The sequence below is a fragment of the Kordia antarctica genome (assembly GCF_009901525.1).
GTDB lineage: Bacteria > Bacteroidota > Bacteroidia > Flavobacteriales > Flavobacteriaceae > Kordia > Kordia antarctica.
The window spans coordinates 1,399,742-1,422,157 of record NZ_CP019288.1 but is presented as its reverse complement, the minus strand read 5'-3'; the positions used below and the strand labels follow the sequence as shown (position 1 = coordinate 1,422,157).

Annotated in this window: 22 protein-coding genes; 18 read left to right on the top strand and 4 right to left on the bottom strand. The window is 31.8% G+C overall.

Annotated features, from left to right (window positions below; genetic code table 11):
* Positions 1 to 167: 167 nt before the first annotated feature.
* Positions 168 to 1,745: a toxin-antitoxin system YwqK family antitoxin gene (locus IMCC3317_RS05760; RefSeq protein WP_160128557.1), complete on the bottom strand. Its 1,578-nt coding sequence runs from the start codon at positions 1,743 to 1,745 to the stop codon at positions 168 to 170.
* Positions 1,746 to 1,866: 121 nt separating this feature from the next.
* Here IMCC3317_RS05760 and IMCC3317_RS05755 point away from each other — a divergent pair, with 121 nt between their 5' ends.
* Together IMCC3317_RS05755 and IMCC3317_RS05750 are read left to right on the top strand one after the other, a co-directional pair.
* Positions 1,867 to 2,955, top strand: coding sequence for an AMP-binding protein (locus tag IMCC3317_RS05755; protein ID WP_160128556.1), 1,089 nt, complete (start codon positions 1,867 to 1,869; stop codon positions 2,953 to 2,955).
* 192 nt (positions 2,956 to 3,147) lie between these two features.
* On the top strand, positions 3,148 to 4,050 hold the full coding sequence (locus tag IMCC3317_RS05750; protein WP_160128555.1) for a DUF6438 domain-containing protein: 903 nt from the start codon (positions 3,148 to 3,150) through the stop codon (positions 4,048 to 4,050).
* 66 nt (positions 4,051 to 4,116) lie between these two features.
* Here IMCC3317_RS05750 and IMCC3317_RS05745 read toward each other — a convergent pair whose 3' ends face one another.
* The gene (locus IMCC3317_RS05745) at positions 4,117 to 4,413 is read right to left on the bottom strand and encodes a GNAT family N-acetyltransferase (RefSeq protein ID WP_160128554.1); all 297 of its coding nucleotides are present in this window, start codon (positions 4,411 to 4,413) and stop codon (positions 4,117 to 4,119) included.
* 115 nt (positions 4,414 to 4,528) lie between these two features.
* Between IMCC3317_RS05745 and IMCC3317_RS05740 the strand changes: the two genes are divergently transcribed.
* The 4 genes from IMCC3317_RS05740 (at position 4,529) to IMCC3317_RS05725 (ending at position 7,603) form a co-directional block, all read left to right on the top strand.
* Positions 4,529 to 5,191 (top strand): alpha/beta fold hydrolase, encoded by a 663-nt coding sequence (locus IMCC3317_RS05740; protein WP_160128553.1) that lies wholly within the window; start codon positions 4,529 to 4,531, stop codon positions 5,189 to 5,191.
* Positions 5,192 to 5,596: 405 nt separating this feature from the next.
* Positions 5,597 to 6,556 (top strand): lytic transglycosylase domain-containing protein, encoded by a 960-nt coding sequence (locus IMCC3317_RS05735; RefSeq protein ID WP_160128552.1) that lies wholly within the window; start codon positions 5,597 to 5,599, stop codon positions 6,554 to 6,556.
* 345 nt (positions 6,557 to 6,901) lie between these two features.
* Positions 6,902 to 7,105: a hypothetical protein gene (locus tag IMCC3317_RS05730; protein WP_160128551.1), complete on the top strand. Its 204-nt coding sequence runs from the start codon at positions 6,902 to 6,904 to the stop codon at positions 7,103 to 7,105.
* A 303-nt stretch (positions 7,106 to 7,408) separates the two neighbouring features.
* A complete protein-coding gene (locus IMCC3317_RS05725; protein ID WP_160128550.1) occupies positions 7,409 to 7,603 on the top strand; it encodes a class I lanthipeptide in 195 nt (64 codons plus the stop codon).
* Positions 7,604 to 7,688: 85 nt separating this feature from the next.
* On the opposite strand, the gene IMCC3317_RS05720 is transcribed toward IMCC3317_RS05725, so the two are convergent.
* Entirely contained in the window at positions 7,689 to 8,255 is a 567-nt protein-coding gene (locus IMCC3317_RS05720; RefSeq protein ID WP_160128549.1) for a DUF2892 domain-containing protein, read from the bottom strand.
* 169 nt (positions 8,256 to 8,424) lie between these two features.
* Between IMCC3317_RS05720 and rpmH the strand changes: the two genes are divergently transcribed.
* From rpmH to IMCC3317_RS05665, 11 genes are all read left to right on the top strand, one after another.
* A complete protein-coding gene (gene rpmH, locus IMCC3317_RS05715; RefSeq protein ID WP_082113443.1) occupies positions 8,425 to 8,583 on the top strand; it encodes a 50S ribosomal protein L34 in 159 nt (52 codons plus the stop codon).
* A gap of 102 nt (positions 8,584 to 8,685) precedes the next feature.
* Positions 8,686 to 11,541: a carbamoyl-phosphate synthase large subunit gene (gene carB, locus IMCC3317_RS05710; protein WP_160128548.1), complete on the top strand. Its 2,856-nt coding sequence runs from the start codon at positions 8,686 to 8,688 to the stop codon at positions 11,539 to 11,541.
* A 448-nt stretch (positions 11,542 to 11,989) separates the two neighbouring features.
* Positions 11,990 to 13,225, top strand: coding sequence for an AAA family ATPase (locus IMCC3317_RS05705; RefSeq protein WP_160128547.1), 1,236 nt, complete (start codon positions 11,990 to 11,992; stop codon positions 13,223 to 13,225).
* 3 nt (positions 13,226 to 13,228) lie between these two features.
* Positions 13,229 to 13,897 carry a hypothetical protein gene (locus IMCC3317_RS23245; protein ID WP_174805950.1) on the top strand — a complete coding sequence of 223 codons (669 nt, stop codon included), beginning with the start codon at positions 13,229 to 13,231 and terminating at the stop codon, positions 13,895 to 13,897.
* 233 nt (positions 13,898 to 14,130) lie between these two features.
* Positions 14,131 to 14,352: a hypothetical protein gene (locus IMCC3317_RS05695; RefSeq protein ID WP_160128546.1), complete on the top strand. Its 222-nt coding sequence runs from the start codon at positions 14,131 to 14,133 to the stop codon at positions 14,350 to 14,352.
* Between the two features lie 91 nt (positions 14,353 to 14,443).
* Positions 14,444 to 14,680: a hypothetical protein gene (locus tag IMCC3317_RS05690; protein ID WP_160128545.1), complete on the top strand. Its 237-nt coding sequence runs from the start codon at positions 14,444 to 14,446 to the stop codon at positions 14,678 to 14,680.
* Positions 14,665 to 14,973 (top strand): type II toxin-antitoxin system RelE/ParE family toxin, encoded by a 309-nt coding sequence (locus tag IMCC3317_RS05685; RefSeq protein ID WP_160128544.1) that lies wholly within the window; start codon positions 14,665 to 14,667, stop codon positions 14,971 to 14,973. Before IMCC3317_RS05690 ends, IMCC3317_RS05685 begins: the two co-directional genes overlap by 16 nt.
* A gap of 411 nt (positions 14,974 to 15,384) precedes the next feature.
* Entirely contained in the window at positions 15,385 to 16,527 is a 1,143-nt protein-coding gene (locus tag IMCC3317_RS05680) for a vWA domain-containing protein (RefSeq protein WP_160128543.1), read from the top strand.
* 166 nt (positions 16,528 to 16,693) lie between these two features.
* A complete protein-coding gene (locus IMCC3317_RS05675) occupies positions 16,694 to 18,142 on the top strand; it encodes a sigma 54-interacting transcriptional regulator (protein ID WP_160128542.1) in 1,449 nt (482 codons plus the stop codon).
* 227 nt (positions 18,143 to 18,369) lie between these two features.
* Positions 18,370 to 19,665: an AAA family ATPase gene (locus tag IMCC3317_RS05670; protein ID WP_160128541.1), complete on the top strand. Its 1,296-nt coding sequence runs from the start codon at positions 18,370 to 18,372 to the stop codon at positions 19,663 to 19,665.
* A 4-nt stretch (positions 19,666 to 19,669) separates the two neighbouring features.
* Positions 19,670 to 20,308: an RloB family protein gene (locus IMCC3317_RS05665; protein WP_160128540.1), complete on the top strand. Its 639-nt coding sequence runs from the start codon at positions 19,670 to 19,672 to the stop codon at positions 20,306 to 20,308.
* A gap of 220 nt (positions 20,309 to 20,528) precedes the next feature.
* Here IMCC3317_RS05665 and IMCC3317_RS05660 read toward each other — a convergent pair whose 3' ends face one another.
* A complete protein-coding gene (locus tag IMCC3317_RS05660) occupies positions 20,529 to 21,812 on the bottom strand; it encodes a lipase family protein (protein ID WP_160128539.1) in 1,284 nt (427 codons plus the stop codon).
* 197 nt (positions 21,813 to 22,009) lie between these two features.
* Here IMCC3317_RS05660 and IMCC3317_RS05655 point away from each other — a divergent pair, with 197 nt between their 5' ends.
* Positions 22,010 to 22,339 (top strand): T9SS type A sorting domain-containing protein, encoded by a 330-nt coding sequence (locus tag IMCC3317_RS05655; RefSeq protein WP_160128538.1) that lies wholly within the window; start codon positions 22,010 to 22,012, stop codon positions 22,337 to 22,339.
* Positions 22,340 to 22,416: the final 77 nt, after the last annotated feature.

Here is a 22,416-nt window from a genome sequence, read left to right as displayed (position 1 = left end):
CACTAAAATACTAAAAACTATGTAAGAAATCAGTGATTTCTCTAAGCTTATTTCTAAACTTACAGAACAACAATTACAAAAATGATTCCAACTTTTAAAAATTGTCATTTAATTTTAAAAATATGACATAATCGTGAAACAAAAATTATTTTAAAATACGATTGAAATTACTTTTTTAGCTCTTCTTCTAAAATTTCTAACAATCTTTCATCAGTTACATCTGTATAGCTAATTAAGTCAGTTCTGAAAAAATTGATAATTTCTTGTTTACTTATTTTGCCCTTTTTTATAGCTGCTTTTAATTTGTTTGGTATAGAAAAAGCAATGTATATATTAGCCGGATCTACGCGCTCATATTCATCTTGATAAAAGATAAATAATTCATTTTTTTGAGGTTTATCTTGCGCCTTGATAATTTTTAGACTTTTTCCATCTTCTCCAGTGAATAAAGTATATTTTATATTATTATTCGTTTGCACACACGCAACGGTCTTTAAATAATCTTTGTATGTAGTGCAAATGCGCTTTTGCGGATTACTTTCGCTGTATTCAATAACGGTTTCTTCCACTTCTTCTTCTTCAGCATCGACAGATTCAATAACTTTTATACCTTCTGCGTTTCGGGATTGTACTTCCTCATATTCATTTAGTATAGAATTACTAAGATTGCTTTCAACTATATTTTCAAACTTAACATTTGCACAAGGTTTTCTAGTAAAGTTGTATAAAGATTTAAATCGATTACTAAGCGAAAAATCTTTCTCAAATTTAGTAACTTCTTGCACATAACCATCATCACAAACGGCATTGGTAAAATCAGCAGTCAGTACAAATTTGTTAATCTCTGAATCATATAATTTCCAAATATCAGTTCTTATTCCTTTTTTATAGAAAGAAGCAACCAATAACTGATCATTCTTAAAAGCTTTCCAGTGTTCAACACCGTCAATCAGTTTTAGTTCTATTTTATAAACTTTGTCGTTGCTAATTACTCTAGTAAACATATATGTTTGTGGAATTCCTTCTTCAAAAAAGGCTTCAACAATTTTCGTTCCTCTTTCATCGTATTCCAAATATGTTCCGTGAAGTTTTCGGTTTTTTATAGTATATACTTTTTCAGGTTCTTCTATACCATAATGATAGGTCATACACTTTCCTTCTGGAAAACCATTTTCAGCATTTCCTTTATATAGAAGTCTTCCGCTTGTATAAAATTCATAAGAACCATGTTCTAGTCCATTTTTATAATTTATTCTCTCTCTTAAAGTGCCATCATATTTATACCTAGAATGAGTGCCATCTAGTTTTCCATTGATAAAAAATGCTTCATTTCCAACATCTCCAGAAGGAAAATGTTCCGTAAGCTTTCCTTCTTCAAGATCGTTCACGTAATATGCTCTAACTTTTGCGTTTCCATTTTCATAATTTAATAAAAAAGCGCCATTTTTCTTATTGTCTTTAAATTCAACTTGTTGTGCAATTACTCCATTTTCGTGATACCAAGTGACAGTTCCTTCATGATGTAAAGGATCATTTGGTATTGTAGAAAATGCTTCAAACTGAAGTTGTCCTGAAATGTAATAATCTTTGATTAAAAAAAGAGCTTTTTGTTTTTCGGTAGTTCTATAATATTGCGCGTTTGTAGCATCTGTTTCATTCCAATCTTTATCGAAATAGACTTTTTTTTGAGCAGTTACGTTTAAAAAGAATACTAAAAAGAATATATTTACTAAAAGTTGTTTCATAATTTTGAGATGAAAAATAATAAAGGTTCAAATGGTTTTACCTTGAAAAATTTGTGAATACTTAATTCAGATGTAAAACTATTATAATCTTTTTAAATATTAAAAATAAACCGCTGTTTTAATGAATCTAACTTTTGAAAATATTCATCCAAAATTCAAATTAGATGATAATTACTTTGATCGCGAAGCTTTAAAAGAAGTCGCGTACAGTTACATTAAAGAAGGAACATCGTATGAACAAACGATAGGTAATTTTTTAATGGATTGGTTAGACGATGAAATATATGTTACTGTTTTTACGTCAGGTTCTACGGGAAAACCCAAACCAATTCGGTTGGATAAACAAGCAATGGTGCATTCTGCATTGGCGACAGGCGATTTTTTTGGAATCAAACCAGGCGATGCTGCTTTGCAATGTTTGCCAAGTAACTTTATTGCAGGAAAAATGATGTTGGTTCGCGCGATGATTTTAGGATTGTCGTTGGATTTAGTTGCGCCAACTTCAAATCCTTTGAAAAATAATGATGCAACCTATGATTTCTGTGCGATGATTCCATTGCAAGTAGAAAATTCACTGGAACAATTACACCAAATTAAAACGTTGATTGTTGGCGGCGCGCCAGCTTCATCGGCTTTGATTAAACGTTTGCAGAAAGTTTCAACCAAAATATATGCTACGTATGGAATGACAGAAACCATCACGCATGTTGCAGCGAAACCTTTGAACAATCTCCCGAAAGGAAAAAAATCATATTATAAAACGTTGCCAAATATTCACATTAGTTCAGATGAAAGAAATTGTTTGGTGATTGATGCGCCACGAATTCATAACGAAAAAATCAGCACGAATGATGTCGTGGAAATCATTTCTGAAACCGAATTTGATTGGTTAGGTCGTTTTGACAACGTAATTAATAGCGGTGGCGTAAAATTGCATCCTGAGCAACTAGAGGAGAAGTTGAGTCCATTTATCAACACACGATTTTTTGTTTCCGCAATTGACGATTCAAAATTAGGCAAAAAGTTAATTTTACTTGTAGAAGATAAACAGCAAATATTGGACGTTTCCGAACTCCTGAAAATCATTAAACAATCTAATAAGTTTTCAAAATTCGAAATTCCAAAAGAAATTTACGCAGTAGAAAATTTTATAGAAACTAGTACAGGAAAAGTGCAACGTAGTGAAACTGTTGCTTCATTGAGTTTATGAGTTTTTGAGTTTAGTGTTTGGCTTTTAGTTTTTCACTTTTCATTTCGACAAGCTCAATGCGGCGCACTTTTAACTTTTAGTTTTTCACTTTTCACTTAAACATTTCCTATGATAAAATCTTTCGTATCTTGAACATCTTTAAAAAATGGTATAATTTGTGTAATTCTACTATTATATCTTAAAATTAAATACATGAAAACAACAATACTCTCTATATTAGTATTTACATTAATCAGTTGCGATGCCACAACAAAAGAATTTATCGGAACTTCGTGGAAAGTCACGGAATTGACGGAAAGTGGCAAGACAGTTGGAGTTACCAACGCTGTAATTCTCACTATAAAAAGTGATACAGAATTCACGCTGAAGCTTGATGTAAATAATTGTTTCGGAACGTATACAATTACAGGAAACAACAAAATAAAACTGAGCAATCTTGGTTGTACGGAAATGTGCTGCGATTCAGATTTTTCAATGGCAGTTTCAAACGCATTGTATAAAGTATCTAAAGTGAATTTTACAGAAGATCGCGCAACTTTATCGGGAACTAATGTAACAATTCAATTTGAAAAATACGATCCATTATTAAATGCGAAACAACCAATAACAACGGAAACAGGAAAGTTTACGAAGAATGAAAAAATACCAACAGAAGAAACAACAGATATTGGATTGATTGTCCAAAAGGATGAAGATGAAAATATAGCAGATGGCGTTCCAACTGGAGATTTTATCACTTTATACAAATCGCCATGTAAAGGAAATTGTGAAGAATATACAATGGTTATGTATTCGGATGGAAGTGTTCATTATACAGGGAAATTCAATGCGAAAATTCAAGGAAAGCGTTCTGTAAAGTTATCGTTACGTAAGTCAGAATCGATATTTACAGAATTTGCACAATCAAATTTCAAAAGTTTTGCAGACAAGTACGACGACGAACGTATTATGGATATCCAAAATACGTATTTGACATATAAAGGTAAAAAAATAGAAATTCGGTATAAAAATAATGCGCCAAAAGAGCTGAAAGCTTTGCTAGAAAAAGTAGAGCAGAAAGCGAAAGAAGTATTAGAGTTATTGAAGAAAAAGTAAGAATAAGACATAAAAAAAGAGGGAACATTTTAGTAAAAGTTCCCTCTTTTTTATTTTTTGTTGAATTTAGATTCGAACGCCAACTGGCAATAAATCTTTATACTCTTTGTGCTTCCTTAAAAAACTAGCAATCTTTGGGCTAGTTGGCACAACTCTTAAGTTTCGTTCTTGAATACTGTCTAAAACAGTTCGGATAAAAGCATCTTTAAAAGTATCATCGTCAAGCGTATCGGGGACGATTAGTTTTGTCAAAAATATTTTACGTTCTTGAAGCGAATACTCTATTTTTGCCATTCCATCAGCTGTTTTGTATTCAAATTGACGTAAAAACTCGTTATCATTGATAACAATTTCATTATCCATAGCAGTTTAATTTAAATTAATCTTTAAATGGTTTTTTTGAAAAAAAAATATTGGGTTAACTTTGCAAAGATACTAAATTTAGAGTAGATTCCCGAGTTTTTAGTGTGACATATGTATGAAAAATAATAAAATACCTGTGTATTTCGTGCCGGGAATGGCTGCGAATCCATCTATATTTAAGAATATAAAATTATCTGAGGACGAATTTGAAGTGCATTTTCTGGAATGGTTTGTTCCTGAAAAGGGAGAAACGATAGCCAATTATGCATTGCGAATGACGCAAAAAATCACACATGATAATATTGTATTAATAGGTGTTTCTTTTGGTGGAATTTTAGTGCAAGAAATGGCACGTCATATAAAGGTGAAAAAGCTTTTTGTGATATCGAGTGTGAAAACCATGCACGAATTGCCACGCAGAATGAAAATTGCTAAAACTACTAAAATTTATAAAATCATACCGACTAGTTTAGCCAAGCAAATTGATGTATTTCGTAAATATGCACCTACCAAATTTATTGCTAAGCGATTGGATTTATATAAAGAATTTCTTTCTGTGAGTGATAAATACTATTTGGATTGGTCTATTGCTCAAATTGTCAATTGGAATCAAACAGAAATATTACCAAATACGATTCACATTCATGGAGAAAAAGATGGTGTATTTCCAATGCAATACATTTCAGATTGTATTCCAATTAAAGGCGGAACCCACATTATGATTATCAATAAGTATAAATGGTTCAACGAAAACTTACCAAGATTGATTAGAGAATGAGTTGTATTAAAAAAAATCATAATATTTGACCAAAGACCAAAGACCAAAGACCAAAGACCAAAGGTCGCTTACTTCGACTTCGCTCAGCACAAATCGTTTTTAGAGTCAAGAACCAAGACTTGATTCTAACTATTTGATAAACAGATGTGCTATTCATAAAAAAGCAAAGTGTTGTTAAAGTGAAACGCTTAATTTTCAATTTTAAACATACGTTGACGCATTTTAAATAATTTTAATAGGGCATTAATGAAAAAAAATAAAAGAAAAGCGCAAGAAATTCTATCGATAGTGTCTTGATTATAAATCAGTTTGTTACTTTTGTAATAACTTCCCAACCATTTTTTACAATTTCACCAAAAATAGCTACCTTAAAGTAGATTAAGAAAAATATAAAAAAATTATACTATGCGTAAACTTAAGAATGGATTTGCTTTTTTAGGATTAATTTTCCTCGGAATACTATTAATGAATGCTGTACAACAAGACAAAGCAATTACAGCAGAAACGAAAACAAAGGCGGCAAGCAAGTCAGCAAAAGCTGAAACTAATGACGGAAACGACTATAATGTATATGCGTTAGAAGTTCCTGAAACACTCAATTTTGCAGGCGAGCAAGTTCCGTTGCATTTACCAGATATTAAAGAACGTATGGACCGTGAATTGTTGGTAAATACATATTGGCAATCAAATGGTTTGTTATTATTCAAACGTGCAAACAAGTACTTTCCTATCATTGAACCTATTTTAAAAGAATACGGAATTCCAGACGATTTTAAATACTTAGCAGTAATTGAAAGTGGTTTGCAAAATGTAACTTCTCCAGCAGGTGCAAGAGGTTTTTGGCAGATTATGAAGGCAACAGGAAGAGAAAACGGAATGGAAATCAACGACAATGTTGACGAACGTTTTCACTTAGAAAAAGCAACACGTGTTGCATGTAAATATCTACTACAATCTAAAGAGCGTTTTGGAAACTGGACATCTGCCGCAGCAGCTTACAACGCTGGAAACGCAGGAATTGGAAGACGTTTGGACGATCAGCAAGTAGATTCGTACTACGATTTATTATTAGGTGAAGAAACAGGACGTTATATCTTTAGAGTTGTAGCGTTAAAGGAAATTTTTACGAATGCTAAAAAATACGGTTTCAACTTTAATAAGAAACATTTATACACGTATATTCCAACCTACAAAGTAGAAGTTGATACAGTTATTACAGACATTGCTTCTTTTGCAAAGAAATTTGACATTAACTATAAAATCTTAAAAATTCACAATCCTTGGTTGCGGGAAAATAAGTTAAATAACAATTCAAGAACTTTATACGAAATCGAAATTCCTAAAAAAGGATATTATACCAAATAAACAACTGTTATTTTAAAGACTATTTGGTATTACACGAAATAAAATAGAGAAAGGCTGCTTTTAAAGCGGTCTTTTTTATGTTTAAAAATCATTCAAAGTGGTTTCACATAGAATTAAATAGTTACAATTAAAGATTTTTAACTTAAATGAATTGTTCAAATAAACAAATCCACACTTCGACTCCGCTCAGTGTAAACACAAACAAACAAACCCACAAACCCACAAACCCACAAAAATACAAATCCACCAACACATAGTCGCCATTTATAAAAACCGATTGCTCTTTCTTTACTAATCATAAAATCATCTTTACATTGAGGTTTATACAAATCAAAACCTTATATCATGAAAAAAAAGCATCTAAAAGGATTAGCTCTTAACAAGAAATCTGTATCAGACTTAAGTCCTCAAAATGTAGTTGGAGGAAAATTTACTGGTGGCTGTACTGATGGTTGTACGCCGTATCAAACAGTTTGGAATTGTACTAGAGGTGGCGATTGTTCAGCAGATTGTAACAATGGAAACTCTAACATTTGTCCTGTAAAGTAAGAAAGTAAAAGAGATGAATACTAATGTTCATTGCCTCTTTATCAAATTTTAGGAGGTTGTCTAGCAAAGTCAAAGTTTCATCAAACCGAATCAAGTTCAGAATGACGCCTTCTAAAGCTTTTCAGGCAACCTTATATTTTTTTAAATATCCTTCACACTTCAGTTTATAGCACAAATATTCTGTACTGAAATAACAAGTTCTATTTAATAGTCGTGATTTATAAATTGTAATCAGACTAATTTTTCTTGAAGTACAAGTTTACTTAAATTCAAGATTATTATTAACAATTAAAATATATCACGATGAAAAAAAAGAGTCTTAAAAGTTTAGCATTAAACAAAAAATCAATTTCTTCTTTAGATGAAGGAAATGCAAAAGGAGGAAGAGAAGCGAACACAAGTACATTAAACTCAATGATTCGTTGTTTTACAATGGGTGAATGTATTTCTGTACACTATTGTCCTACGACGATCATACAAGATGCTCCAATAAACTAAAAGCAGTTTATTTAAAAAAAGCAAGGTCGGAAGAATTTTCTTCCGACCTTTTTTTAAACAATTTTTTATATACAAATGCTATAAATTATTTTCTTCGCATTTGTTGGCGATTGCCGTAATGCTGTTTAGGAGCACTTGCAGCACGTTTCATCTGTTGTTCCATTGTCTTCATCTGCTCACTAAGCATTCCGCGCTTATCGAGCGTCTTAGCTTCTTTCATCAGCATCTTAGCTTCATTCTTTCTATTCTTCTGTGCCGCAATACCTGCTAACGTCATTTTTACCATTGCCATATCATGATCCATACTCAATCCTAACTTTTCTGCTTTTCGCAGATGTTTCTCTGCTTGCGTTAAATTATTCTGAGAAGCCATAATACCATGTAGGTAATAATAATACCCTTGTTGTTTTGTGGTTAATGCGGTTTCCGGATTCTTAATCTTAGACAATAGGCGTTTTGTACCTTCGAAATCTTGCTTACGTAATTTTAAAAATGATAATAAAATAAATTCATTCTTAAAGTATAACAAGATAAAAACGGCAGCTATTAATATTAAGAAAATTCCATTTCCAATATAGCCATCATAAATTTGATAAATTGCGAACGCAAAAATTGCTGCCGCTATAATTAATTTGATATTTTTGTTGAACATAAAACAGTATATATTTATAGAGTTTGCAAAGGTATAAAAAACAATCGTAAATATTTTTTAAATTCTATTTGTGAAAGTAAAAACTCTTTGTATATTTGCGCCGCACTTTCGGAAAGAATCAACTCGTGCATTTACACTAATTTTCAAGAGAAATTAAAGATATTATATAATGAAAAGAACATTTCAACCATCAAAGAGAAAAAGAAGAAACAAGCACGGTTTCAGAGAAAGAATGGCTTCTGTAAACGGTAGAAAAGTGCTAGCCCGTAGAAGAGCTAAAGGAAGAAAGAAAGTTTCTGTGTCATCTGAATTGAGACATAAGAAATAATGATATAATTCATATAAATTAAGGTGTTGTTCTTTTTAGAAGCAACGCCTTTTTTTGTACCCAATCGTTTTTTTATTTTTAAGCAACACAACACACACTACAATGCCAAAAAGAGAAGACTTAAAATCAATCTTAATTATCGGTTCAGGTCCGATTGTAATTGGGCAAGCTTGCGAGTTTGATTACGCAGGAACACAAGCACTTCGGTCATTACGAGAAGATGGAATTGAAACCATTCTTATCAATTCAAACCCAGCAACTATCATGACAGATCCTACTATGGCAGATCATGTATACTTGAAACCTTTAAACACAAAATCCATTATTCAAATCCTAAAAGAGCATCCGCAAATTGATGCTGTTTTACCAACAATGGGCGGACAAACTGCATTAAATCTTTGTATTGAAGCAGATGAAAAAGGAATCTGGAAAGACTTCGATGTAAAACTAATCGGAGTTGATATTGATGCAATTAATATTACAGAAGACAGAGAGAAATTTAGAGAATTAATGCTCAAAATTGGTGTTGGAATGGCGCCACAAGCAACCGCAACTTCTTTCTTAAAAGGAAAAGAAATTGCACAAGAATATGGTTTTCCGTTAGTAATTAGAGCATCTTACACACTTGGTGGCGCAGGAGCTTCCATTGTATACGATCCAAAAGATTTTGACGAATTACTTCGACGCGGACTCGAAATTTCGCCAATTCACGAAGTCATGATCGACAAAGCCATGATGGGTTGGAAAGAATTTGAATTGGAATTGCTTCGCGATAAAAACGATAATGTAGTTATTATCTGTTCTATTGAGAACATGGATCCGATGGGAATTCACACAGGAGATTCTATTACAGTTGCACCAGCAATGACCTTATCAGATCGTACATATCAAAAAATGCGAGATATGGCAATCAAAATGATGCGTAGTATTGGTGACTTTGAAGGTGGTTGTAATGTGCAATTTGCCGTAAGTCCTGATGAAAATGAAGATATCATTGCTATTGAAATCAATCCGCGTGTATCACGTTCTTCCGCATTAGCGAGTAAAGCAACAGGATATCCGATTGCAAAAATTGCTACAAAACTGGCTATTGGGTATACGTTGGACGAATTGGACAATCAAATCACAAAATCAACATCTGCTTTATTTGAGCCAACATTAGACTATGTAATTGTGAAAATTCCACGTTGGAACTTTGACAAATTTGAAGGTTCTAATCGCGAATTAGGATTGCAAATGAAATCTGTTGGTGAAGTAATGGGAATTGGACGTTCGTTCCAAGAAGCATTACACAAAGCAACACAATCGCTTGAAATAAAGCGTAATGGACTTGGTGCTGATGGAAAAGGATATACAAATTATGATCAAATTCTTAGCAAACTAAAACATGCATCTTGGGATCGTGTATTTGTAATTTATGATGCCATTCAGATGGGAATTCCATTAAGCAGAATTCATGAAATCACAAAAATTGATATGTGGTTCTTAAGACAATATGAAGAATTATATAAATTAGAAAAAGAAATAGTTTCACACAATAAAATCGATACTATTTCGAAAGATTTATTGTTAGAAGCAAAACAAAAAGGATTCGCAGACCGACAAATAGCACATATGTTAGGTTGTTTGGAAAGTGAAGTCTATAAAAAGCGAGAAGAATTAGGTGTAAAACGTGTGTACAAATTAGTAGATACATGTGCTGCGGAATTCAAAGCGAAAACACCGTATTACTATTCTACGTTTGAAGCAGAAATTGAAACTGCTGACGGAAAACGCTACGTTCACAATGAAAGTATCGTTACAGACAAAAAGAAAGTTGTGATCTTAGGTTCTGGACCAAATAGAATTGGACAAGGAATTGAATTTGATTATTGTTGTGTGCATGGAGTTTTAGCTGCCGCTGAATGTGGATACGAAACCATCATGATTAACTGTAATCCCGAAACGGTTTCTACAGACTTTGATACAGCCGATAAATTATACTTTGAACCTGTTTTCTGGGAACACATTTACGATATCATCCGACATGAAAAACCAGAAGGTGTCATTGTACAACTTGGCGGACAAACCGCGTTGAAATTGGCAGAAAAGTTAGATCGTCACGGAATAAAAATATTAGGAACAACTTTTCAATCACTTGATTTAGCAGAAGACAGAGGTTTATTCTCTAACATGCTTAAGGAAAATAACATTCCATATCCACAATTTGATATTGCTACAACTGCAGATGAAGCTTCAGCAATTGCTGATGTTTTAGATTTTCCAATCTTGGTAAGACCTTCCTATGTACTTGGCGGACAAGGCATGAAGATTGTGATTAACAAGCAAGAATTGGAAGAAACTGTGGTTTCTTTATTAAGCAGAATGCCAGGAAACCAATTGTTACTAGATCATTATTTAGATGGAGCGATTGAAGCAGAAGCAGATGCAATTTGCGATGGAGAAAATGTGTATATCATCGGAATCATGGAGCATATTGAACCTTGCGGAATTCACTCAGGAGATTCTAACGCAACGTTGCCGCCGTTTAACTTAGGTGAATTTGTGATGCAACAAATAAAAGATCACACAAAAAAGATCGCTTTAGCATTAAATACGGTTGGATTGATCAACATTCAATTCGCCATAAAAGACGATATTGTATATATTATTGAAGCAAATCCGAGAGCTTCTCGTACCGTTCCTTTCATCTCAAAAGCATACAAAGAACCGTATGTAAACTATGCAACAAAAGTAATGTTGGGCGTGAATAAAGTGACGGATTTCAATTTCAATCCGCAATTAGAAGGATACGCAATCAAGCAACCTGTGTTCTCTTTCAATAAATTCCCGAATGTAGACAAGCGTTTAGGACCAGAAATGAAAAGTACAGGCGAAAGTATCTTATTCATTGACAGTTTAAAAGATGATGATTTTTACGACTTATATTCAAGAAGAAAAATGTATTTGAGTAAGTAATGTTATAATTCAAAAGACGTCAATTCGAGTGTTTTTTTTCATATTGGACGCAGTCTAAATAGAAAAAAATGTATCGAGAATAGTTTTTTGAATTTCTCAAAAGGTAAAATAATATAAAATGTTTCCATAAAATCGAGTTGATTTTTTGGAAGCATTTTTTTTATGAAACGTCATTACGAGAAACAATAGAGCCGAAGTACTTGTGCTGAGCTTTGTCGAAGTAATCTGTTTGTGGAAATAACGAGTGGTAGATTGCTTTTCTCACGCTCGTAATAATGTTTCTTTTTGGTTTTACGGAAAACCACATTGCGTATGTGTAATCTTTGTTTTACTTTTATGGGGAATAATAGGAAGTTATTGTGGAATAAGTTTCTGTTACTACTTAAAATTAGTATGATATGTGGAATTACGTATATATATATGATATGCACAAGCTAAAAAAGAACAAATGGAAAATTATATAACAGAAATAGAAATTGTGTCCTCAAGGAATATTTCAAATTTAAATATCCCTTTATCATCTGAGAAAAGACAACATTTAATTCTTACAGGAAAGAATGGTAGCGGAAAAACAAGTCTTTTACTTGAACTTAATAAATATCTTCTAAAAATTGATTCTGGTGAAACTACATCTTATACAAATAATTTAAATCACCTTGAGAAATTAAAAAAACAATTAAATAACACTACTTTAACTGAAAAGCGACAGCTTAAACTTAGGAATGAAATTGAAATGTATGAAATTTGGATTATAGGATTTGGTGGAACTAAAATAAAATTCTCAAATACTGATGAAAATATTTCAACAAGATGTAAAAGCGGTAAGTTTTTACTCGCTTTTTTTGATTCAAAAAGGCACACAAATCTAAACGTGCCTCATGGAATAAAAAAAGTTCAACTAAAAAAGAAGTATAGCCTTAAAGAAAAAGCAAATCCAAGTTTTATCCAATACATTGTAAACCTAAAAGCGGATAGGTCATTCGCTAGAGACGACAATGAAATGGACACAGTTTCAAAAATTGATGATTGGTTCAATAAATTTGAAAATAGGTTAAAAACCTTATTTGATGATAATGAATTAAAACTAAAATTTGATAGAAAAGCATATAATTTCAATATCGAAAGTGGAAAAGGAGAACCATTTAATTTTAACACTTTGTCAGATGGTTATTCTGCGATAATCAGTATTGTGTCAGAATTGCTTTTGAGAATGGAAGCTCATAATCGAAAATCCTATGATTTAGAAGGAGTTGTGATTATTGATGAAATTGAAACACATTTACACGTAGAATTACAAAAACTTGTATTACCATTTTTAATAGATTTCTTCCCAAAACTTCAGTTTATAGTAACAACTCATTCGCCATTTATTCTATCATCAATTTCAAATGCTACAATATGTGACCTTGAATCTAAATTAGTAACGAAAGACCTTACTAATTACTCTTATGACGCTCTTATCGAGAGTTACTTTAGAACAGATAAATATTCAGAAGAAGTTAAGACAAAAGTTTTTGAATTTGAGGCTTTAACGGAAAAATCAGAATTAAATGAACCTGAAAAGGAAAGTTTAAAAGAGTTAAGAAATTATTTTGCTCATTCACCCAAATATTTATCAGATGAACTCATAGTAAAACTTCAAGAAATTAAGCTAAAAGAGATAACAAAAAAGAAAAAGAAGTAAGCTATGGTATATTTTGAAAAATCACAACCTGCACCAGTTTGTCTCGAAACAGAAAAAGCTAAAGCAAGTGGAGATTATAAGTGCGGTGTCGTTTTAGAAACTATTAAAACGGACTTTAAAAATAAATGTTACATCTGTGAGTTCAAAGAACCTACCACAATTAATGTTGAGCATTTTAGACCACATAAAGGAGATATGGATTTAAAATTCAACTGGAATAACTTGTTTTGGTCTTGTGGTCATTGTAATAATATTAAGTCTGATAGATACATAAATTTAATAGATTGCACAAATATAGCAGAAGACATAGAAAATAGAGTAAAAGTTTACATCAAACCATTTCCTAAGGAAAAAGTTATTGTCGAAGCTTTAGACACTAATCCATCTACAACAACCACAGTAAATTTATTAAATGATGTATACAATGGGACTACAAAACTAAAAACTATTGAATCTTCGAATTTGAGAAATAATATTTTAACGGAAATTAAAGATTTTCAGAAATACTTGTTCCAATACTTTGAGGATGGTTTCGCTGAAGATGATAAGGCTCTTTTTCTTGCAAATATTAGAAGACATTTAAGTAAATCGTCAAATTTCACTTCATTTAAAAGATCTATAATTCGTGGAAATGAAGTGATGAAAGATGAATTTGAACAATATTTCGATTAAAAAGCCGGTGCCTAACACCGTATAAAATTAATTGCTGGTTTTTGCCTATTTACGAAAGTTCAAACGGACTTTCTAAATTCGTATTTCATTTACTGAATTCACTGTTCAAAACACGCAATTACTCATATACAACAACATCACAAACACAAACATAAAACCTTTTTCAAAACCAAATCATTCAACATTAAAAATAAACCACTATTTTTGAAATATAATAATTCAAGTCAAAAAATATGCTAGGAACAATTTTAGAAACTATCAAAAGATTAGAAAATAGAGAACAACTTTCAAAAGAAGATAAAGAACTATTAGAATTCTTACACTCACAAGCTTGGGCAGAAATAAATATGGGAATCGTAAATCTTATTTCGTATGGAGATAGATTGGGTTGGGAAAAAATTGAAGATAAATTTTCTGGGATGCTTAACCTAATTGATAAAGCGAAGAATAAATAGAACGGATTAAATAAAATTGACTATTTCGTAAAATTTAAAAGCTAAGTATCCATTTGATAAAAAAAAAGTATCTTGTTAAAATATTTGTGTTATGAAAGCAATAGAAATCAAAAAGAAATTAATTAACGAGATTAACTTATCTAAAAATAAAAATCTACTGGAGGAATTTTATCGTTTCTTAAATCTTGAAAATGAAATTGAAGAAATCTACAAGCTCAATGCGGAACAAAAATCTGCGATTGCTGAGGCACGAGAACAAATTAAAAATGGTGACTATTTGACAAATGAACAAGCAAACCAAGAGATTGACGAATGGTTAAACAAATAATTTGGTCAAGGAGAGCACAAAATGACAGAAAAGAAATTTTTATATATTGGAATAAGAGAAACAAATCCAACACTTATAGCAAAAAACTAAACAGACTCTTCAAAGAAGCTGTAAGACTAATATCAGAATATTCAGAAATTGGAAAATCAACAGATTACACAAACGCGCGAATTAAAATCGTTAGTGATTACCTAATAATTTATGAAGTTGACTTAAAAGATCGTTTATTGATTCTTACAATTTGGGACAGCAGACAAAATCCAAAAAGATTAGAAAGAATATTGCGAAAATAGTCTACCACTACTAATGTATATGTTTATAGTTAGTTATTAACCCTTTAATTCAAGTCAAAAATATGCTAGGAATAATTTTTGATACTTCCGAACAAGCTTTGTATTAATTATCTGCTGAGAAAAATGAAGCTATTGAAGCTGGACGAAAAGATATTGAAAACGGAAATTTTGTTGATAGCGAAACAGTAATTTCTGAAATGAAAGAATGGCTACAAAAGAAATGATTTAGTCATCACTTGAAAATCTTACTCAAAACATCTTCAATCTAAAACACTTCCAAATAATAACAAACCACTTCCACACAAATTGCCTATCTGCAATCTTTCCCGTATTTTTATAGAAAAAGAATAATCTGGTGCAAATCTTCATAATTATAAGCTAGATGAACTGAAAAAGAAAATGAGCGAACACATGAAAGAGACAAATTTTAATTTTGGAAAAGGGTTTACATTCAGTAAACACAGTCCGAAAGACATATCACATTTTGATCGAGTGTTTAATATCTTTAAAGATTTGATTACGCATACATCTGGTGATATTGAAGAAGCATTTGAGTGGTTAGCAATGCTTGACAAAGAATATGAAATCTTCAACGCAGAATATTCAATCCAAGATTTTGAAGAAGACCTCAAGAAACGTGGATACATCAAAGAAGAAATCAATCCTGAAAAAGGCAAAGCTGGTCAAGGAAAAGGCAAAAATATTCTAACAGCAAAACTAGAAGCTGCTTTGCGTGAATATGCGTTAGATCAGATATTTGGTAAACTAAAAAAGAGCGGGATTGGAAATCATAAAACCACAAAAATTGGCGTAGGAGATGAGCGCGATGGAGACAATCGTTCGTTTCAATACGGAGATGATTTAGCAATGGTAAATATGACCGAGAGCTTAAAAAATGCACAAATCAATAATGGAATCTCAGATTTACGCCTAACAGAAAATGATCTCATCGTTGAGGAAGCCAAGCACAAAGCACAAATGAGTACGGTTTTAATGATTGATATCAGTCATTCCATGATTCTGTATGGAGAAGATCGCATCACGCCAGCGAAAAAAGTTGCAATGGCGTTAGTTGAATTAATCAATCGCAAATATCCAAAAGATTCCATCGATATCATTGTATTTGGAAATGAAGCTTGGCCAATTAAAATCAAAGACTTGCCGTATTTAAAAGTGGGTCCGTATCATACAAATACCGTTGCCGGATTGGAATTAGCAATGGACATTCTTCGTAGAAAGCGAAACACCAACAAACAAATTTTTATGATTACGGACGGAAAACCAAGTTGTATTCAATTGCCTTCAGGAGAATTTTACAAAAATAGCAATGGTTTGGACGAAATGATCGTTAAAAAATGTTTGAACAAAGCAGCGCAAGCGAGAAAATTAAAAATTCCGATCACTACATTTATGATTGCCCAAGATCCGTATTTACGACATTTTGTAGAACTTTTCACAGAACAAAACAACGGAAAAGCATTTCTAACTGGACTTTCGGGACTCGGACAAATGATTTTTGAAGATTACGAAAAAAATAGAAAAAATAGAATATAAGCGAAGCTGTTGTCTGAAAAGTATAATTTACGTCAAACTGAACTTGATTCAGTTTCACACAAACCTTGAAAATTAGCATGATGAGATTCTGAAATAAATTCAGAATGACGCTTTTCAAGTTTTTTCACACTGCTATATAACTATTGAAAAAGAATAAAAAAAATACATGAAAAAACAAATCACATTCAAAGAATTAAAAGATTCAGGATATACAAACAAAACAATTAACGAAGAAATTCAAGCAAACTTAATTGCTCGAATCAAAGCGAATCAGCCAGTATTTGAAGGACTTTGGGGTTATGAAGATTCGGTGGTGCCGCAATTAAAAAAAGCACTTCTTGCAGGACATCATATCAATTTATTGGGTTTGCGAGGACAAGCAAAAACCAAAATAGCAAGAAGTATGGTGGATTTGCTCGATGAATACATGCCAATTGTAAAAGGATCTGAAATTAATGACAGTCCATTTCAACCAATTTCCAAATACGCAAGAGATTTAATAGCCGAACATGGCGATGAAACACCGATTTCTTGGATTCACAGATCAAATCGTTTCTATGAAAAATTAGCAACACCAGACGTAAATGTTTCAGACTTAATTGGCGATATCGATCCTATAAAAGCGGCTACGTTAAAATTGCCGTATTCGGATGAACGTGTATTGCATTATGGAATGATTCCTCGCGCAAATCGTTCCATATTCGTACTCAATGAACTTCCCGATTTACAAGCACGAATTCAAGTATCTTTATTCAATATTCTGCAAGAAGGTGACATTCAAATCCGTGGATTTCAACTAAGAATGCCACTTGATATTCAATTTGTATTTACTGCAAATCCCGAAGATTATACAAACAGAGGAAGTATTGTTACGCCATTAAAAGATAGAATTGGTTCTCAGATTTTCACGCATTATCCAAAATCAATTGCGCTTGCGCGAAAAATTACGGAGCAAGAAGCGCGAATTTCAAAGGCAGATTCATTGGCAATACAAGTTCCTAATTTGGCAAAAAACCTTTTAGAAGAAGTCGCTTTTGCAGCACGTAACAGCGAATATGTAGATGCAAAAAGTGGCGTAAGTGCGCGTCTAACAATTAGTGCGATGGAAAACCTAATTGCAGCAGCAAAATTACGATTAATTGAAACTGAGGCAGAAAAAACAACGATTCGTTTGGTAGATTTCATGTCTATCATTCCGTCCATTACTGGGAAAATTGAACTCGTATACGAAGGTGAACAAGAAGGAGCAGATGAGGTAGCAAAAATACTGATTGACACTGCGGTAATGGTACAATTTGAAAGTATATTTCCACAAGTTCCAAAACTAGAAAAACATGGTGTAAAAACAACCTACACAGACGTAATAAATTGGTTTGAAGAGAATTATCTTGAATTAAACTATACAGATACAGATGACGAATTCTACACGAATCTAAACACTGTAAAACCTTTAGTGGCTGTTGTTGAAGAATATGCTTCTGAAATGTCCAAAGAAGATCAAGCTTTTTGTATGGAATTGGTTTTATGGGCTTTATCAATTAATAACAAATTGGATAAATCGGAGAATAATACTGCTTTTAAATTTGATTCGGCTGGCTTTAGCAAGCATTTCTAGTGGAATAATTAGTTGTAACTTTCATCTAATATTGATTTAAACTTAAATAGAAAATGTTCCCATGGAATCGTGATGATTTTTTGGGAACATTTTTGGTTTTGGTGGTATTTAAATTAATGTGATGAACTAAGGATTGTAATTCATTAGTAAAATTCAACCTTAAAAACATGATAAACTAAATTAATTATTGTTAATTTGAAAATAACTTACAAATTAGAAATAAAGAAATGATAATCAATTATAGCCTAGAAAATTTCGGTTCTGTAAAAGATAAGCAGACATTGACTTTTGAAGCCGATAAATCTGAACACTTAGAGGACTATTATATTATACACTCAGGCGGCTTTAGGTTACTAAAGTTAGCTCTAATATATGGAGCTAATGCATCTGGTAAGACAACAATTTTAAATGGTTTAGAATTTCTACGTGATATAGTACTTGACCCAGAAGAAAAGAAAACAGATGAATTAAATTTTCGTCCTTTTCTTTTTGATCAAGAAACTCCAAATAAAACATCAAAACTGTCAATTGACTTTATTCATAACAATGTAAGATATGATTATAAAGTTGAGTTTACTGAAGAAGCAATTGTAAGTGAGAAACTGGATAATTATAATCCCAAAAAAGCAAATGTTTTTAAAAGAAAAACAGATTTAATACATCAATTCACAGAAATCGAATTTGGTAGCAAAATAAAAAAGGACAAAACGTTTAAAAAAACGCTTGAGTCAAACACGCTTTGGAACAATACTGTTTTAGGAGGTTTTTTAAAAACTAATATTGATTTTATTGAATTAAACGAAACTATTGATTGGTTTAGGAATTATTTGAAGCCTTTAGTTTACACAAGAACTGAATTAGAAGGTTACGTTACATCTAAAATTAATAATAAAGAAATATCAAAAACTGACGTAATAAACATATTAAAAAAAGCAGATTTTCATATATCAGATATCTTAATTAAAGAAGAGGATAAAGAAATATCTTCTGAAATTTTTGAATTAATTGAAAAACAATTAAAAATTTCAAATGATAAATTCAAAAAACTTAAAGAAGAAGGGAAAATAACTTCTATAAATATTGATTTTGAACACACTGTAAATGGTAATAAATATACTTTACCTATTGACCTAGAATCTCAGGGAACAAAAAGATACTATGGATTTGCAGGTTTATTAGCTCTTCTAATTAAAAATAACCATATATTTCCTATAGATGAATTAGAAGCTTCACTTCATCCAGATTTATATATTCAGTTTGTTTTATCATTTCTTGTAAATACTAAAAATTCTCAAATATTGGCTACAACTCACAATAGAGAAATATTAGATAATAAGGATATATTCAGAAATGATGCAATTTGGTTTTCTAACAAATCTAATGATTGCTCTACTGAATTATATTCTCTCGCAGATTTCGACACTTCTGTAGTTAGAGATACAACAAATGTTTTAAATGCCTATAAAAGTGGGAAACTCAAGGGTAGACCTAATTTAGGTGATTTCTATATAGAACTGTACTAGTCTAATGAGAAAAAGTAAGAAAATATCAATAAAAGGTTCTAAGACATTCGCTTTTGTAGTCGATGGAAAAACAGAAGTTTGGTATTTACAGATGTTAAAAAGGAATGAAAGAGAACTTAACATAAATATTGAACCTAGGCTTCCGAGTAAAAAAAGTATATCTGAACAATACAAAATGGTTGACGAATTAGCAGAAGATTACACTAAAGTCTTTTGGATAGTTGATTATGACGTAATAATTAAGGAAACTCGTGAATCCCAAAACAGAACTGAGACTAGTGAGCAATTGTTTGTAAAGCTTAAAGAGAAAGTAGAAAAAAATAAGAATGTAATTGTTATAGTCAATAATCCTTGTGTTGAATTTTGGTTTCTTTTACACTTTGAAAAAACAGCTAAACTTTTTACAGATTGTAATTCCGCAGAAAAGCAGTTAAAAAAATACTTAAAAGACTACGAAAAAACTCAAAAATATTTTACTAAACAAGACAACGATATCTATTTAAAACTTAAAGGAAATATAAAAATAGCGATGGAATATTCTAAAAGTTTAAAGTTTAATAAGGCAAATACTAACAAAGCGATATGTGAAATGAATTTGTTTTTTGAAATTCTAGAGATTTACAAAGTAATTAATCCTAAATAAAGTCTACTGCCAAAATCTTAAAATTAATTACTACTACAAGTCTACTTAGAAAAGTTCTCATGGACTTCTACTGGTTTTTGCTAGTCAAATGAGTTTCTACAAATTAAATCAGTTTCAACCAAAAAAAATCCCTCCACCAAATCAAACTGATCTGCTGGAAACATTTTTGCTTCTAAATAATAATTAATTAAAGACTATTCAAGAACAATTAAATCTAAGCTCAATGCTCATGCTTCGCCAATAACATCGCAGCTTCATCAATTTTCTGTAAATCGATCTTAGCAATCTCTTTTACAGCACATTCATACGGTTCCAATACAACTTGATCTTTCGGCTTATTCGCATTTAAAATGTGCCCATATGCGGTCATAAACGGCACAATATTCAACAATGTATGATACTCAGAAGTGTGTTGTACAGCGGCTTGTCCGGCAAAACGCGCTAAATTTCGTAAATATGCGGCGTACTTTCCTAATGCTAACGGAAGTACGAGTTCTATATATTTTAATTTCTTTGAAATTGTAGCATCAATTGTGGTGTCAAAAGTACCATTTAAAGTAGTTGAAGGAGAAATTTGCTGATACCGATTCACAGGAACACCAAGAATATTTTTAGTCGCTAAGGCATTCAAAGCCAAAGTGCTAGCCAATGTTCCTGTCAAAGTTTCTGACGGATTTGCATCACTTGGTGGCGTAATATACTTTTCATAAATTGTTGGAATCTTTTCTATATCACTTTTTTCCCACGCATGTGGCACGACATCAATTGCGTTGTGCTGACTTAAATAATAAATTTTCTTTGCCTTGATTTGCTTCTCATAATACGAAGCAAAACCTTCATCGCCAGGCGTTGGTCCAGCCGTTGGAAAAGCGCCAAGAGACGTTTTGCTATTCGGATCCCAATCATTCTTAGTATCAGATAAATACAATGCCAATGTTGGCGATAATGCGCCTCCTAAACTATGACCAGCAACAGCTATTTGCACATCTGATAAAGTAGGATTTGCCGTTAAAAAACTCTTTAATGCGCTGACAACCGTATCTTTTTCTATGTTTTGCATCTTCAATAAAATATCAAGTCCAACGTGCGTTCCGTTTGAAATATTTCCAGAATTTGGAACACCAGTAACCAATTCCCAAGCAATCGTTTTATTCACAGAAAAATCTTCTACCAACCAACCAAAAGGCGAATTTACATTTGTGCCTGCAATGGCAATTACGATTACATTTTCAGTTGCATTATAGTACATTCCCATTGTATTATCGGCATGAACGGAATTTGAAGTTGGATCATTTGCATACACAATTGGTCCCCAAATTGCTTTCCAATCGCCAATAATAGCGGCTGTTTCGGACAACACATCACTCGCTACTTTAGTTACATATTTTTGCATTGCTATCATTCCGCTTTTACAATCAGATTGATCCCAATGAAGATTGGATGCTGAGTTTACGGAAAAGGAAAGACTGTATATTTGTTGTAATAATTGACTTGAAGGATTCATAGCTTTTTTTTCTTAATCTGTTAATACTGATAACAAAGTAACGATGAAAAATAAGTATATGTAAGATTACTTTTACGTGAAAATAGAACCACGTAGTTCTACTGTGTAAATTAAAATATGTTTATACAATGTTAAAATAAGGTAAGTATTACAAATAATTATTACATTTGTTAGAAACACATCAAATCGGGAAACGAGTGAAGCAAAAAATACTTTTTTTTATCTTATTATTCTCTTTAAGTACGGTTGTTATTGCACAAAATAACGATGACGCTCAAATTGATGCTACTTCAGAAACTGTTTTTAACATTTCTCCAAATCCTGGTATTAATGAATTAAACATCAGACTTGCGCAAAAAACAGATGCGGCAGTTGAGATCTATAATTTATTAGGAAGAAAAATCTACACAGGAAAACTCACAGCATTGCACAATGCTATTGATATTACTTCTTGGAAATCAGGAATTTACTTGGTAAAAGTGATTACAGAAAAAAAGTCGATCACGAAACGATTTGTGAAAAAGTAAATTAGTATTGAGTATTTAGATTTTAGTATTGAGTTTTCAGCTAATGCAGTCGAGAAAAATTCATATTTGAAATAAAA

What these genes read in the sequence shown, in the direction of transcription:
- IMCC3317_RS05685 (WP_160128544.1), top strand. Translation starts at nt 14,665, where the DNA reads ATGGTTAAACAAATAATTTGGTCAAGGAGAGCACAAAATGACAGAAAA.
- carB (WP_160128548.1), top strand. Translation starts at nt 8,686, where the DNA reads ATGCCAAAAAGAGAAGACTTAAAATCAATCTTAATTATCGGTTCAGGT.
- IMCC3317_RS05755 (WP_160128556.1), top strand. Translation starts at nt 1,867, where the DNA reads ATGAATCTAACTTTTGAAAATATTCATCCAAAATTCAAATTAGATGAT.
- IMCC3317_RS23245 (WP_174805950.1), top strand. Translation starts at nt 13,229, where the DNA reads ATGGTATATTTTGAAAAATCACAACCTGCACCAGTTTGTCTCGAAACA.
- IMCC3317_RS05745 (WP_160128554.1), bottom strand. Translation starts at nt 4,413, where the DNA reads ATGGATAATGAAATTGTTATCAATGATAACGAGTTTTTACGTCAATTT.
- IMCC3317_RS05705 (WP_160128547.1), top strand. Translation starts at nt 11,990, where the DNA reads ATGGAAAATTATATAACAGAAATAGAAATTGTGTCCTCAAGGAATATT.
- IMCC3317_RS05735 (WP_160128552.1), top strand. Translation starts at nt 5,597, where the DNA reads ATGCGTAAACTTAAGAATGGATTTGCTTTTTTAGGATTAATTTTCCTC.
- IMCC3317_RS05720 (WP_160128549.1), bottom strand. Translation starts at nt 8,255, where the DNA reads ATGTTCAACAAAAATATCAAATTAATTATAGCGGCAGCAATTTTTGCG.
- IMCC3317_RS05695 (WP_160128546.1), top strand. Translation starts at nt 14,131, where the DNA reads ATGCTAGGAACAATTTTAGAAACTATCAAAAGATTAGAAAATAGAGAA.
- IMCC3317_RS05760 (WP_160128557.1), bottom strand. Translation starts at nt 1,745, where the DNA reads ATGAAACAACTTTTAGTAAATATATTCTTTTTAGTATTCTTTTTAAAC.
- rpmH (WP_082113443.1), top strand. Translation starts at nt 8,425, where the DNA reads ATGAAAAGAACATTTCAACCATCAAAGAGAAAAAGAAGAAACAAGCAC.
- IMCC3317_RS05725 (WP_160128550.1), top strand. Translation starts at nt 7,409, where the DNA reads ATGAAAAAAAAGAGTCTTAAAAGTTTAGCATTAAACAAAAAATCAATT.
- IMCC3317_RS05740 (WP_160128553.1), top strand. Translation starts at nt 4,529, where the DNA reads ATGAAAAATAATAAAATACCTGTGTATTTCGTGCCGGGAATGGCTGCG.
- IMCC3317_RS05680 (WP_160128543.1), top strand. Translation starts at nt 15,385, where the DNA reads ATGAAAGAGACAAATTTTAATTTTGGAAAAGGGTTTACATTCAGTAAA.
- IMCC3317_RS05675 (WP_160128542.1), top strand. Translation starts at nt 16,694, where the DNA reads ATGAAAAAACAAATCACATTCAAAGAATTAAAAGATTCAGGATATACA.
- IMCC3317_RS05670 (WP_160128541.1), top strand. Translation starts at nt 18,370, where the DNA reads ATGATAATCAATTATAGCCTAGAAAATTTCGGTTCTGTAAAAGATAAG.
- IMCC3317_RS05665 (WP_160128540.1), top strand. Translation starts at nt 19,670, where the DNA reads ATGAGAAAAAGTAAGAAAATATCAATAAAAGGTTCTAAGACATTCGCT.
- IMCC3317_RS05750 (WP_160128555.1), top strand. Translation starts at nt 3,148, where the DNA reads ATGAAAACAACAATACTCTCTATATTAGTATTTACATTAATCAGTTGC.
- IMCC3317_RS05660 (WP_160128539.1), bottom strand. Translation starts at nt 21,812, where the DNA reads ATGAATCCTTCAAGTCAATTATTACAACAAATATACAGTCTTTCCTTT.
- IMCC3317_RS05730 (WP_160128551.1), top strand. Translation starts at nt 6,902, where the DNA reads ATGAAAAAAAAGCATCTAAAAGGATTAGCTCTTAACAAGAAATCTGTA.
- IMCC3317_RS05690 (WP_160128545.1), top strand. Translation starts at nt 14,444, where the DNA reads ATGAAAGCAATAGAAATCAAAAAGAAATTAATTAACGAGATTAACTTA.